The following is a 13,284-nucleotide window of genomic DNA, read 5'->3' as shown; positions in this document are numbered from 1 at the left end:
GCGGGTACCTCGGGAAGTAGGGACGACGGCGGGAACGTGACGGGGCGAGGGGCTACTTGCCGTAGGCGAGCATCAACTTCTCCGGCGTGTCGTCGTTGCCGCTCAACCGTGTGGTCGAGAGGTAGAAGCGTCCGTCGACCCAGTCGATGGCCTTGGAGTAGAAGCCGTCCTCGATGTCGGCGATGCCCGCCGGGTTCTGGAGCAGCTTGGCCGGCTTGTGGTTCGAGCCGGTGGTGGCGAGGGAGACGACCTGGCCGCCCGCGTCGTACGACGGCTGGACGTAGGCGATCAGCTTGCCGTTCTCGATCTTCAGCGGCAGCATCGCCTCGTCCGCCGGGGACTTGACGCGCCACTTCTCCTTGCCGTTGGAGAGGTTGATCGCCACGATCTCGTTGGCGCTGGAGGTGGCCTCGGTGGGCAGGTAGAGGGTGTCCGCGTCGGCGACCGCGCCGGTGCAGCCCGTCAGGTCACGCGCGAAGATCGCCCAGTCGCAGGCGGGGGCGAAGTCCTCGTCGAAGGCGACCTGGGAGCGGAACTTGCCACCGTCGGTGAACGTGGAGATGTTCCAGCTGTTCTTGTCCTCGTTGGTGCTGTAGATGACCAGCGGGTCGAGGGAGTAGGCGCGCGCGACCCGCCAGCCCTTGTCGAACTTCTGGGTCCACTTGACCTTGCCGGTCGTCGGGTCCAGCTCCTGCACCTCGTCGTGCTCGTTGTCACCGGAGGCGTCGCAGGAGGAGACGGCGATCAGCTTGGCGCCGCCCGCGAAGGCGCTGGGGAAGCAGGCGTCGCCGTACTTCGCCTTGTCGAAGAGCTTCTTGCCGGTCTCCACGTCGTACCCCGTGCCCGACATCGAGCGACCCACCAGCAACGTCTTGCCGGTGATGGACAGTTCGATCTGGAGGGTGCTGTCGAACAGCTCGCCGTCGGATACCTCGCCGCTCCAGCCCTTCTCGCCGGTGTTGAGGTCGATCTCCTGGAGCTTGTTGCACTCCGCGCGGTCGCTGCTGCCGCTCATGTAGGCCACGACGATCTTGCCGGCGGCCGTCTGCTGCGGGGTGGTCGCGCAGATCTTCTGGTCGAAGGTGATCGGGTCCCAGGTGGGCTTGCCGTCGCCGACGTTGTAGGCGACGAGCTGCTTGTACGCCGCCTTCACCGCGGTCTTGTCGGTGATCCACATGCCGGGGGCGTCGGCGCCGTTGCCGGGGGCGTCGGGCGCGTCCTTGTACCAGAGCACCTTCGACTCGCCGGACTGGCGGCCCTCGTTGAGGTCCGTCTGCTCCTCGCCGCCGCCACCGTCGCCGTACCCGGGGTTGACCGGGTCGTCGGAGGCGGACGGCTTGGCGCTGCCGCTCTCCTTGGCGACCGGCTTCTTCGGGTCGTCGTCGCCGCTCGCGACCGCCCACACGGTGCCGCCGACCACCAGCAGCCCGGCCACGGCCGCGGCGATGACGAGGGCGGGCTTGCCCTTGAAGGGGTTGCGCGAGCCGGACGGCGGGGTGCCGGGACCGCCGGGGTACTGCGGCTGGGGCGGGTAGCCGTAGCCGGGCTGGCCGTAGGGGCCGGGCGGCTGGGGCTGACCGTAGGGACCGGGCTGGCCGTAGGGGCCCGGCTGCTGGGGCTGGGCGTAAGGCCCCGGTTGCTGCGGCTGGCCGTACGGACCGGCGGGCGGCTGCTGGGGATAGCCGTACCCGGGCTGGGGCGCACCCGCCGGCGGCCCCTGCGGAGGCGGCGGCGTCTGCGGCGGGCCCGCAGGGGGCGGCGGCGCGCCGAAGCCACCCTGCGGCGGCGGGTCCTGCGGTGCTCCGAAGCCGGGCGGCTGGTTGGGCGGCTGAGTCATCAGCGCGTTCCCCCTCGTTCACTGATTTTTAGCCACGCCCTGAGGTAGGTAACGGACTCAGAGTCGTACTCAGAAAGTTCTCAGACGGCTCTTTCTATCACCCGGGACCGACAGGAACCCGGGCCGATCATCCCCTGTGCCCAAGGGAGGACCGGCCCGTGACGCCTCCGTTATGCGCCTTCACGCACCCTTCACGCGTCCTCGGCGAGTTCCAGCCAGCGCATCTCCAGCTCCTCGCGCTCCGTGGCCAAGTCCCGGAGCGTGGCGTCGAGTTCGGCCACCTTCGCGAAGTCCGTGGCGTTATCGGCGATTTGGGCGTGCAGCTTGGTCTCCTTCTCGGAGACCTTGTCGAGCTGCCGCTCGATCTTCTGGAGCTCCTTCTTGGCGGCCCGCTGATCGGCGGCGCTCCTGTCGGGCGCGGCCTTCTGGACGACCGGTGCGGCGGCGGCCGCGGCCTCCTCCATCTTGTGGCGGCGCTCGATGTACTCGTCGATACCGCGCGGCAGCATCCGCAGGGTGGCGTCGCCGAGGAGGGCGAAGACCCGGTCGGTGGTGCGCTCGACGAAGAAGCGGTCGTGGGAGATGACGATCATCGAGCCGGGCCAGCCGTCGAGGAGGTCCTCCAGCTGGGTCAGCGTCTCGATGTCGAGGTCGTTGGTGGGCTCGTCGAGGAAGAGGACGTTGGGCTCGTCCATGAGGAGACGCAGGAGCTGGAGCCTGCGCCGCTCACCACCCGACAGGTCGCCGACCGGCGTCCACTGCTTCTCCTTGTTGAAGCCGAACGTCTCGCACAGCTGCCCGGCGGTCATCTCGCGCCCCTTGCCGAGGTCGACACGCTCACGCACCCGCTGCACCGCCTCGAGCACCCGCAGGGTCGGGTCGAGTTCGGCGACCTCCTGGGAGAGATAGGCGAGCTTGACCGTCTTCCCCACGGAGACCCGGCCGCCGACGGGCTGCGTCTCGCCCTCGGTCCGCCAGGCCTCGCGCATGGCGCGCAGCAGGGAGGTCTTGCCGGCGCCGTTGACACCGACCAGGCCGATGCGGTCGCCGGGGCCGAGCTGCCAGGTGATGTGCTTGAGCAGCACCTTGGGGCCGGCCTGGACGGTCACGTCCTCCAGGTCGAAGACCGTCTTGCCGAGCCGCGAGGACGCGAACTTCATCAGCTCGCTGGAGTCGCGCGGCGGCGGCACGTCCTTGATGAGCTCGTTGGCGGCCTCGACGCGGAAGCGCGGCTTGGAGGTACGGGCCGGGGCGCCGCGGCGCAGCCAGGCGAGTTCCTTGCGGACCAGGTTCTGCCGCTTGGTCTCCTCGGTGGCGGCGATGCGCTCGCGCTCGGCGCGGGCGAAGACGTAGTCGGAGTAGCCGCCCTCGTACTCGAAGACGTCGCCCTTCTGCACGTCCCACATGCGCGTGCACACCTGGTCGAGGAACCAGCGGTCGTGGGTGACGCAGACGAGCGCGGACCGGCGCTCGCGCAGATGCCGGGCGAGCCAGGAGATGCCCTCGACGTCGAGGTGGTTGGTGGGCTCGTCGAGGACGAGCAGGTCCTGCTCCTCGATGAGGAGTTTGGCGAGCGCGATCCGGCGGCGCTCACCGCCGGAGAGCGGGCCGATGACGGTGTCGAGGCCCTGGGGGAAGCCGGGCAGGTCGAGGCCGCCGAAGAGACCGGTCAGGACGTCGCGGATCTTGGCGTTGCCGGCCCACTCGTGGTCGGCCATGTCCCGGATGACCTCGTGGCGGACGGTCGCGGTCGAGTCCAGGGAGTCGTGCTGGGTGAGGACGCCGCTGCGCAGCCCGCCGGAGTGGGTGACGCGGCCGGTGTCGGGCTCCTCCTGCTTGGCGAGCATGCGGATCAGGGTGGTCTTGCCGTCGCCGTTCCGGCCGACGACACCGATGCGATCGCCCTCGGAGACGCCGAGCGAGACGCCGTCGAGCAGGGCACGGGTGCCGTACACCTTGCTGACGTTCTCGACATTGACCAGATTGACGGCCATTTCTCTCCTGACAAGGGGGATGCTCGACCCTCCAGGGTAGTCCGGCCGCCGGTCGGCCCTTCCCACGGCCGTTACCCGGACGTAGGGATTCCCCTGATTGACGTGACCTCATCAAAACCGCCACCGTGTGCGCACAGGACACAGGCCACCCCCACTCGCCCAGTCCGCGCACGTTTCCCAGAAGGGGTCCCACCCCCATGTTCGTGCAGCAGTCCCCCACACCCCGACGCAGACGCGGAGCCCTCGCCGCGCTCGTCTCCGCCGCCGCCCTGCTCGCCGTCGGCGCCGCCACGACCGCCCCCGCCTCCGCCGCCCCCGCCGAGGGCGTGATCCTGGGCGCCGACGCCCAGGGCGCCATCAAGGACAGCTACATCGTCACCCTCAAGCCGGGCACGAGGGCCGCCTCCACCAAAGGCAGGGCGGTCGCCACCCGCCACGGCGCCGAGGTCACCCGCACCTACAAGAAGGCGCTCAACGGCTACGCGACCGACATGACCGAGACCGAGGCCAAGCGGCTCGCCGCCGACCCGGCCGTCGCCTCGGTCACCCAGAACAAGACGGTCCACATCACCGACACCCAGACGAGCCCGACCTGGGGCCTGGACCGCATCGACCAGGCGGACCTGCCGCTGGACTCCGCCTACACCTACCCGTCCAGCGCGGGCGGCGGCGTCACGGCGTACATCATCGACACCGGCGTCCGCATCACCCACACCGACTTCGGCGGCCGTGCCTCCTACGGCTACGACGCCGTCGACGGCGACTCCACCGCCCAGGACGGCAACGGCCACGGCACCCACGTCGCCGGCACCGTCGCGAGCGGCACCTACGGGGTCGCCAAGGCCGCGGACATCGTCGCCGTCCGGGTCCTCGACGACGACGGTTCCGGCACGACCGACGGCGTGGTCGCGGGCATCGACTGGGTGACCGAGAACGCCCGGTTCCCGGCGGTCGCCAACATGTCGCTGGGCGGCGACGCGGACTCCGTGCTGGACGCGGCGGTGGCCAACTCCATCGCCGCGGGCATCACCTACGCGGTCGCGGCGGGCAACGACAACACCACCGCGTCCTCGAACTCCCCGGCCCGGGTCGCCACCGCGATCACGGTCGGCGCCTCCACCAGCGCGGACGCACGCGCTGGTTACTCCAACTACGGCTCCGCACTGGATCTGTTCGCGCCGGGATCGAGCATCACCTCGACGTACAACACCTCGAACTCCGCCACCGCGAGTCTTTCCGGTACGTCGATGGCGTCCCCGCACGTGGCGGGCGCGGCCGCGGTCTACCTGGGCGAGAACCCGAGCGCCACGCCCGCCCAGGTGTCCTCCGCGCTGGTCTCGGCGGCCTCCGCCTCCACGCTCACCGGCGTGGGCACCGGCAGCCCCAACCTGCTGCTCCAGGTCACCCCGGCCGGTGACGACGACGGCGGGGACGACGGCGGCGACACCGGCACCGCCTTCGAGTCGACGACCGACGTGTCCGTCCCGGACGCGGGCTCGGCCGTCTACTCGCCGATCACCGTCAGCGGCCTGACCGGCAGCGCGCCCAGCGACCTGTCGGTCTACGTCAACATCGTCCACACCTACCGCGGTGACCTGGTGATCGACCTGGTCGCCCCGGACGGCTCGACGTACCGCCTCAAGAGCAGCAGTTCCTCGGACTCCACGGACAACGTCGACGCCACGTACACGGTCGACGCGTCCGCCGAGACGACCGTCAACGGGACCTGGCAGCTCAAGGTCCAGGACGTGTACAGCGCGGACACCGGCTATCTCAACAGCTGGAAGCTGACGTTCTAGAAGCGGGTGTGCGCCCCGGGAGCACGACCGCCCGGGGCGCACGGCCGTCACCGGGCGGCTGCCGCCCGCACCTCGGTCAGCAGGTCGTACATCGTCTGTCCGGGGCAGTCCGTCTCCAGCCAGTCGCGGTGGCCGCTGACCGTCTCGACGTCCTTGGTCACACCGTTGACCGGGTTGGTGAAGGTGACCTTCGCCTGCGGGTCGAGGCCCTTGAAGCGGGAGATCACCTTGATCAGACGGACCAGCGAGGCCTTGGCCGCGTCCGTCGGGCCCCGGTCGGTGAGGGTGCCGAGGAGCGCGATGCCGAGGTTGCCGGAGTTGTAGCCGGAGGTGTGGAAGGCGGTGACGAGGTCGCCGTCGGAGTTGAAGGCGGGGACGTTGTCGTCGCCGGAGTAACGGCCCTCGTAGACGGTGCCCGCCTCGTCGATGAGGAAGTGGTAGCCGATGTCGCCCCAGTCGAGGGTGACCGCGTGGTACTCGTAGATCGCCCGGACGGTCGCGGCGGGATCGGCGTCGCCGTTCGGGGTGTCCGTGTGGTGGACGGTGATCGTCTGCAACGCGTAGTACTTCTCCGGCGAGTTGACCACGCCGTTCTTGTACCGCTTCGACTCGTCCGCACCCCACGCGGGCCGCGACTGGTAGCGCACGCCGCGCACGCGCGTGGGCTCCGAGGGCACCTTGAAGGTGCGCTGCGGCCCGTCGGTGGTGTCGATCGCGAGCGAGCGCACGTCCGTCGTGCCGTCCGCCGCCTTCACCTCGTACGACGTGGTGGAGCCGGCCGCGACCAGGGCAGCGCCTCCGCCGTCGACGGTCGCGCAGCCGCCGCTCAGCGTCCGCCAGTCGCCGTCCGGGAGACGCAGGGACGCGCCGTCCTGTGCGCCGGCCCAGCGGACACCGACATAGGAGGCGGCGAAGGCGGTGGTGGCCGCGCCGGCGCCGGTGGCCGCGTCGGAGCGGGTCGTGGGGAACTTCTCCGGCGTCGTACCGGACGCCTCGGGCTGCGAACCGGAGTCGGAGTCGGTCGCCGCGAAGACCACCGGGGTCAGGGCGGCCCCGGCGGCCACGGCTCCGGCGGCCCCGATCACGCCACGACGTGACAGGGGCCGCTTCCTGCGGTGGGAGGTGGGGGATTCGGACACGGACGTGCCTTCCGATGCGTTCACTTGAGGAGCGCCGGTGACACCTTGCGGGGCGCTGGTGGCGCTTGAAGTATCAAGTGACCCTAGGGGCCCCTGGTGTTCCCCACGTACTACGTCCGCAGTAGATCGTGTGGAGATCGGGCAAAGACCGCGTCATGCCCCGGTGCCGGTGATCCGCTGCTGCGGGATCAGCGCCGCGGCCGGGGCCAGCCCACGCCCGCCGAAGACCTGCTCGCCCACCGGCATGTCGTCGCGTATCAAGGGTTCGGGGATGAACACCGCCGCGGTGACACCGCCGTTGGGCGAGGCGCGCAGCTCCACCCGCAGACCCTGGCGCTCGCGCAGCCGGTTCACCACGAAAAGGCCGATCTGCTTGGCGTCGAGGAGGTCGACCCTCTCGGACTGGATCTTGCTGTTGGCGTCCGCGAGGGCCTGCTCGTTCATGCCGAAGCCGCTGTCCTCGATCTCGATGAGCACCCCGTCCCGCATCCGGGCCGCGCGCAGCTGCACCTTGGCGCTGGGCGGTGAGAACGCCGTCGCGTTCTCGACGAGTTCGGCGAGCAGATGGATGACGTCGGCGACCGAACCGCCCACCACGGACACCTTCGGCACCGCCCAGATCTGCACCCGGCCCGCGTTCTCGATCTCGGCGGTCGCGGCGCGCAGCACGTCGGCCAGCGGGATCGGGTCCCGCCAGCCGCGGCCGGGCGCGATGCCGGACAGGATCAGCAGCGACTCGGAGTGACGGCGCATCCGGGTGGCCAGGTAGTCGACGCGGTACAGGTCCTGCAGTTCGTTCGGGTCCTGCTGCCGGTGCGCCATGCCGTCCAGCAGGTCGAGCTGGCGGTGCAGCAGCACCTGGCTGCGGCGGGCGAGGCTGACGTACACGCCGGAGATGCCGCTGAGGAGTTCGGCGCGCTCGGAGGCGGCCTTGAGCGCGGCGCGCTGGACGGCGGTCAACGCGGTGCCCACCTGGGCGAGTTCATCACCGACGAGGCGGCGCAGGGGGGCCTCGGCGTCGATGTCGACGCCCTGCCCCGCGTGCAGTCTGCGCATGGCCTGCGGCAATCGGCGGCCTGCCACCTCCAGGGCGTCGTTGCGCAGGTCGAGCAGTTCGACGATGAGGCCGCGCCCGACGAGGACGGACACGAGCAGCGACAGCAGCACGCCCACGAGGCCCAGCACCACGGCGACGCCGGAGGCGCCGAGGGTGTCCCAGCCGAACGGGTCGGCCTTGGCGGTCGCGCCGATACCGGCGGCGCTCTCGGCCGCGGTCAGGTCCTTCAGCACCCCGGCCGACGCCGCGTCCCAGCCGGTCAGCAGCCCCGAGGCCACGGCCGAGGCGCCGGGACCTGCGCTCTGCACCCGGTTCTCGACCGCCTGGAGGCCTGCGTACTCGTCGCCGGACAGGATCTCCTCGTACGCCGCCCGGTGCGCGGGCCTGAGGTCGTCGGCCGCCGGCTGGAGCAGCTGCCGCTGCGTGGCGACCGAGCCGACGAACTGCGCGTAGTCCTGCCGGGTCAGCGTCCCGGCGGCCCGGGCGGCGCCCAGCAGCGCCTGCTCACGGGCCAACGCCTCGCGCGCCCGGGCGAGTTCGAGCACCACGCGCGCGTCGGAGGCGGCGTCGGTGCTCTGGTCGCCGGTGAGGCCACCCGCGACCGAGAAGGCGTGCTCGATGACCGCGGTGTACTTCGGGTACGCCGTCGAGGGCTTCGCGGCCGCCTCGGTACGGAGCCGGGGGAGCCGGTCGGCCTCGCCCTCCAGGGTCTCGATGCGCTGCGGCAGGCTCGCGTCGAGGAGGGCCGCGTCCGAGCTGGAGGCGTTGATGCCGTCGAGCAGGGCGGTCGCGGCCCTGTCGGTGGTCTTGCGGGCGGTGGCGTAGGCGGCGGGCACGTCCTTGTGCCGCATGACGGCGGTGCGCTCGGCCTGCAACGCGGTGACGAACCTGCTGACGGGGGCGAGGAGTTCGGCGTTGACGTCCTTGGCGCGCTCGGTGTCGCCGATGCTGGACGCGGTCGTCACGGCGGCGAAGCCCCACAGCGCCATGAGGGACACGATGGGCAGCATCAGCAGGGAGACGATCTTCGCCCGAACGGATCTGGGCCGGAGTCTGCCGGTCGTGGTGCGGAGAACGCGCATGGGGGGGGAACCTCGTTCAAGGAAATTACGGTGCGTACAACGCGCCCCAAAGGGGCGAGGGGAACTGCGCGACCAGCCACGACGAACCCGCACACGCCGAAGCACATGACGTGGCAGGCCCGTTGGCGCTCTAGGCAGTCGCCAGCTCGACCTCGCGGAGGATCTCCGCGGCAATGGCGGACTCATGCCGCTTACCGGTCGGCGACAACGCGACATACGCGGCGGCCAGGAACAGGAACGACCCGAGCACCACGGCCAGCGGAAAGATGAACTCCGTCGGCGTCGCCCCCGGCAAGCCCGCGCTGCTGGGCGTCAGCGAGATCCCGACGGCGTACATCGCGGTGTAGTGCATGCTGCTCACCGCAAGCCCCATGACCAGCGCGGCGAGTACGGTCAGCACCCCACCCCGCACGACCAGCGTCAGCGTCAACGCCGCGGTCGCGGCGACGACGGCGATTGCGACGGAGGCGATGACGAGGGCGGGGTCGTAGTCGACCTGGCCGTGCAGATTGAGCGCGGCCATGCCGGTGTAGTGCATGGCCGCGACACCGACGCCGGTGCCCAGGCCGCCGAAGACGACCGAGGTCACCCGGGACTTGCCGTACCCCGCGGTGAAGACGCCGGCCGCGACCACGCCGACGGACATCAGCAGGCTGAGCACGGTGAGCGGGACGTCGTAGCGGATGGGTGTGCCCTCGACGCTGAAGCCCAGCATGGCGATGAAGTGCATGGTCCAGATGCCGGAGCCGATGGCGACCGAGGCCAGCGTCAGCCAGTTCCGTTTCGAGGCGCCGTCCGACTCGAGCGCCCTGAGAGTGCAGCGCAGTCCCAGCGCCGAGCCGACGCACGCCATGACATAGGAAAGGACGGGGGTGACCCAGCCGGCGCTGAAGTGATCCATGTGACCCATGGGGGGATTTCCTCTCGCACGTGGCACGGGCGGGGGGTCGCCGCGCACACGGAAGTACCGCCGGTAACAGAGGACCGGGGTTGGCTGATCATGCCAGCCCCACCCATGACACAGAGCGTGCGAAAAAGGACCTCGAAGGCCAATGGTGAACATTAAAGTACTGTGGTCTAGGTAACACCTGACCTGCATATATGTGCAGTCAACCCCTACCCGGTGAAGGGTTTGAGGAAGATCGGGAAACTGTCAGGGGAACGTCAGGATCCAGCCACCACGGTCGCACCCGGCACGGGCCCCGCCGCGGTCCGCACGGTCCGGCACGTACCGGACGCCGACAGCGCCTCGGCCACCTTCACCGCGGCCTCCGGATCGCGCGCCAGGAACGCCGTCGTCGGACCCGACCCCGACACCAGCGCGGCGAGCGCACCGGCGGATCGGCCGGCCGCGAGGGTGTCGGCGAGCTCCGGGAAGAGCGAAAGAGCGGCGGGCTGAAGGTCGTTGGAGACGGCCGCGGCGAGCGCGTCGGAGTCACCCTTCGCGAGCGCGTCGATCAACTCCTGCGAGGCGACGGGCTCGGGGACGTCGAGCCCCTCGGCCAGCCGGTCGAACTCCCGGAAGACGGCCGGGGTGGACAGCCCGCGCCTCGCCATCGCGAAGACCCAGTGGAAGCTCCCGCCGACGTCGAGCACACGCAGCCTCTCCCCCCGCCCGGTCCCGAGCGCGGCCCCGCCCACCAGGCTGAACGGCACATCGCTGCCCAACTCGGCGCAGATCTCGAGCAGTTCCGCGCGGGAGGCGTTCGTGCCCCACAGGGTGTCGCAGGCCAGCAGCGCCCCGGCACCGTCCGCACTGCCGCCGGCCATGCCGCCGGCGACGGGGATGTCCTTGGCTATGTGGATGTGCACGGCGGGTTCGATGCCGCGCCGCTCGGCGAGGGCCAGCGCCGCGCGCGCGGCCAGGTTCGTACGGTCGAGAGGCACCTGCCCCGCGTCCGGCCCCGCGCAGGTGATGCGCAGCTCGTCGGCCGGGGTGACCGTCACCTCGTCGTGGAGGCCGACCGCCAGGAAGACGTTGGCCAGGTCGTGGAAGCCGTCGGGGCGGGCGGCGCCGACCGCGAGCTGGACGTTGACCTTGGCGGGGACGCGGACGGTGACGCTCACGGGCGGCTCAGCTCCTCGTTGTCGTGCTCGACACGGTTCTCGGCGATACGGGCGAACTCCTCGACGGTGAGGGCCTCTCCGCGCGCCTGCGGCGAGACCCCGGCGGCGACGAGCGCGGCCTCGGCGGCGGCCGCGGACCCGGCCCACCCGGCGAGGGCGGCCCGCAGCGTCTTGCGCCGCTGCGCGAAGGCCGCGTCGACGACGGCGAAGACCTCGCGCCTGGAGGCGGTGGTCCTGATCGGCTCGGCGCGCTTGACGAGCGACACGAGCCCGCTGTCGACATTGGGCGCGGGCCAGAAGACCTTACGGCCGATGGACCCGGCCCGCTTGACCTCGGCGTACCAGTTGGCCTTCACCGACGGCACGCCGTACACCCGGGAGCCGGGCCCCGCGGCGAGCCGGTCCGCGACCTCCGCCTGGACCATGACCAGGGTCCGCTCGATGGTCGGGAAGGTCTCGAGCATGTGCAGCAGGACGGGTACGGCGACGTTGTACGGCAGGTTCGCCACGAGCGCGGTGGGTGCCGGGCCCGGCAACTCGCCGACCTGCATCGCGTCGGAGTTCACCAGCGCGAACCGGTCGGCCCGGCCGGGCATACGGGCCGCGATGGTGGCGGGCAGCGCGGCGGCGAGTACGTCGTCGATCTCGACCGCGGTGACCCGGTCCGCGACTTCGAGCAACGCGAGGGTGAGGGACCCGAGCCCCGGACCGACCTCGACGACGACGTCGTCCGGGCGGACGTCTGCGGTACGGACGATACGGCGCACCGTATTCGCGTCGATCACGAAGTTCTGCCCGCGCTGCTTGGTCGGCCGCACACCGAGGACTTCCGCGAGCTCACGGACGTCGGCGGGGCCGAGAAGGGCGTCGGGGGCGGGGCTGCTGCTCACGGCCACAAGGGTACGGGGCGGCGGGGGCACCCCTCACCCGTGCAGCCGCCTCCCGCAGTGCGGCCAAGGGCTGGCACCCCGCTGCACATACAGCTTCTTCGCCCGGAACGTCTGTTCCGCCGCCGGTGCGTCCTGCGGCCGTCCGCTGCCGCCCAGCCCCTGCCAGGTCCGGGTGTCGAACTGGTACAGCCCGCCGTACGTCCCCGACGGATCCACCGCGTCGGGCCGGCCCCCCGACTCGCAGGTCGCCAGCTGCTGCCAGTCCAGCCCGTCCGCGCCCTGCACGGACATCGGCAGCGGCTTGGTCCCCACCTTCACCAGCTGCGTCCGCGCCTCGCGCACCACCTCGGTCCTGATCCGCCGCGGCTTCTGCCTGACACCGTTGACGATCCGCAGGGAGTACGTGATCCGCCGCAGCCCCGCCTGCCCCGCCTGCTCGACGACCTCCGTGCCCCTGAACAGCGAGGGGTCCTCGGTGCGCTCCACCCGGAAGGGGATCGCCTCGTCGCGGACCTCCTTGGTCCCGGTGATCCGCAGCACGGTGACGGTCTGCCCGTCACGCGGAAAACTCCCCGGCGCGACCGAAGTCGTGTCCTGCCCGCGCAGCGTGATCCCGGCCTCCTCGACGACCTCCCCCACGGTCGCCGCGTTCGTGCGCACGGTGCGCGACCGGCCGTCCGCCATGACCGTGACCGCGCGCTCGGTGCGCACGTCCAGCGTGAGCCCCTCCCGCCCGATCGGCCGGGAGCGCGAGGTCGACACATACGCGCCCTCCGCGCGCACTCCCAGCTGCTTGAGCGCCCCGTCCACCGTGCGCGCCGTCGTCCACACCTCGCGCCGCTCCCCGTCGAGCGTGAGCCGTACGGGGCGCCCGTAGTGCACCGCGATCTCGTCGCCGCTGGAGAGCGCCGTCCCGGGGGCGGGCGCGACCACGTCGTGCGCCCCCACGTCGACGCCCTCGTCGGCGAGGAGTTCGGTCACGTCGTCGGCGAAGGTGTGCAGCGTGCGCGGCTTGCCGTCGACGGTCAGCTCGATCGCCTTGTCCTTGGCGACGAACGCGGTGGTGCCGCCGGCGAGGAACGCCACGACCAGCGCCTGCGGCACCAACCGGCGCATCGCGCTGTCCGCGCGCTCGGCGCCCCTCCCCTTCCGCCGGCGCGCGGCCCGCCCGCTCACTGCGGGGTGCGGGGCGGGCGCCTCGGGCCGCTCGTACGCGGGCCGGTACGTGTCCTCGTACGACACGGGCATCGGCGGGGTCGGCAGCGTCGGCGCGACCTGGACGCCGTACGGCACCGTCTCCGCGCTGTGCGGGTCGTACACCGCGCCGTACGGATCGTCGGGGCCGTACGTCTCGTACGTCTGGTACTGGGAGTTGCTCACGCCGACACGCTCCAGGGTCCAGAGAGACCCAGAACCTAG

9 protein-coding genes are annotated in these 13,284 nt (G+C 71.2%); 1 reads left to right on the top strand and 8 read right to left on the bottom strand.

The window, feature by feature from the left end:
- Positions 1-52 precede the first annotated feature (52 nt).
- A complete protein-coding gene (locus ACWD3I_RS05125) occupies positions 53-1,837 on the bottom strand; it encodes an outer membrane protein assembly factor BamB family protein (protein WP_365394104.1) in 1,785 nt (594 codons plus the stop codon).
- A 191-nt stretch (positions 1,838-2,028) separates the two neighbouring features.
- Positions 2,029-3,831 carry an ABC-F family ATP-binding cassette domain-containing protein gene (locus tag ACWD3I_RS05120; protein WP_365394105.1) on the bottom strand — a complete coding sequence of 601 codons (1,803 nt, stop codon included), beginning with the start codon at positions 3,829-3,831 and terminating at the stop codon, positions 2,029-2,031.
- A gap of 197 nt (positions 3,832-4,028) precedes the next feature.
- Here ACWD3I_RS05120 and ACWD3I_RS05115 point away from each other — a divergent pair, with 197 nt between their 5' ends.
- Positions 4,029-5,630 (top strand): S8 family peptidase, encoded by a 1,602-nt coding sequence (locus tag ACWD3I_RS05115; RefSeq protein WP_365394106.1) that lies wholly within the window; start codon positions 4,029-4,031, stop codon positions 5,628-5,630.
- A gap of 47 nt (positions 5,631-5,677) precedes the next feature.
- Here ACWD3I_RS05115 and ACWD3I_RS05110 read toward each other — a convergent pair whose 3' ends face one another.
- The 6 genes from ACWD3I_RS05110 to ACWD3I_RS05085 all read right to left on the bottom strand — a co-directional run bounded on the left by ACWD3I_RS05110 (position 5,678) and on the right by ACWD3I_RS05085 (position 13,245).
- Positions 5,678-6,715 carry a peptidoglycan recognition protein family protein gene (locus ACWD3I_RS05110; protein WP_365394107.1) on the bottom strand — a complete coding sequence of 346 codons (1,038 nt, stop codon included), beginning with the start codon at positions 6,713-6,715 and terminating at the stop codon, positions 5,678-5,680.
- A 207-nt stretch (positions 6,716-6,922) separates the two neighbouring features.
- A complete protein-coding gene (locus ACWD3I_RS05105; RefSeq protein ID WP_365394108.1) occupies positions 6,923-8,908 on the bottom strand; it encodes a sensor histidine kinase in 1,986 nt (661 codons plus the stop codon).
- A 130-nt stretch (positions 8,909-9,038) separates the two neighbouring features.
- Entirely contained in the window at positions 9,039-9,818 is a 780-nt protein-coding gene (locus ACWD3I_RS05100) for an MHYT domain-containing protein (protein ID WP_365394109.1), read from the bottom strand.
- Between the two features lie 254 nt (positions 9,819-10,072).
- Entirely contained in the window at positions 10,073-10,975 is a 903-nt protein-coding gene (locus ACWD3I_RS05095; RefSeq protein ID WP_365394110.1) for a 4-(cytidine 5'-diphospho)-2-C-methyl-D-erythritol kinase, read from the bottom strand.
- Positions 10,972-11,865 carry a 16S rRNA (adenine(1518)-N(6)/adenine(1519)-N(6))-dimethyltransferase RsmA gene (rsmA, locus tag ACWD3I_RS05090; protein ID WP_365394111.1) on the bottom strand — a complete coding sequence of 298 codons (894 nt, stop codon included), beginning with the start codon at positions 11,863-11,865 and terminating at the stop codon, positions 10,972-10,974. The genes ACWD3I_RS05095 and rsmA overlap by 4 nt, the downstream gene beginning before the upstream one ends.
- Positions 11,866-11,898: 33 nt before the next feature.
- A complete protein-coding gene (locus ACWD3I_RS05085; RefSeq protein ID WP_365394112.1) occupies positions 11,899-13,245 on the bottom strand; it encodes a ubiquitin-like domain-containing protein in 1,347 nt (448 codons plus the stop codon).
- Positions 13,246-13,284: the final 39 nt, after the last annotated feature.

The sequence above is a fragment of the Streptomyces sp. NPDC002817 genome, assembly GCF_053592055.1.
The sequence above is the reverse complement of the archived record's forward strand: the minus strand, read 5'-3'. Positions and strand labels throughout refer to the sequence as shown.

Bases quoted from the DNA above. Each gene is read 5' to 3' on its own strand.
- ACWD3I_RS05125 (WP_365394104.1), bottom strand. From the start codon at position 1,837: ATGACTCAGCCGCCCAACCAGCCGCCCGGCTTCGGAGCACCGCAGGAC.
- ACWD3I_RS05120 (WP_365394105.1), bottom strand. From the start codon at position 3,831: ATGGCCGTCAATCTGGTCAATGTCGAGAACGTCAGCAAGGTGTACGGC.
- ACWD3I_RS05115 (WP_365394106.1), top strand. From the start codon at position 4,029: ATGTTCGTGCAGCAGTCCCCCACACCCCGACGCAGACGCGGAGCCCTC.
- ACWD3I_RS05105 (WP_365394108.1), bottom strand. From the start codon at position 8,908: ATGCGCGTTCTCCGCACCACGACCGGCAGACTCCGGCCCAGATCCGTT.
- ACWD3I_RS05100 (WP_365394109.1), bottom strand. From the start codon at position 9,818: ATGGGTCACATGGATCACTTCAGCGCCGGCTGGGTCACCCCCGTCCTT.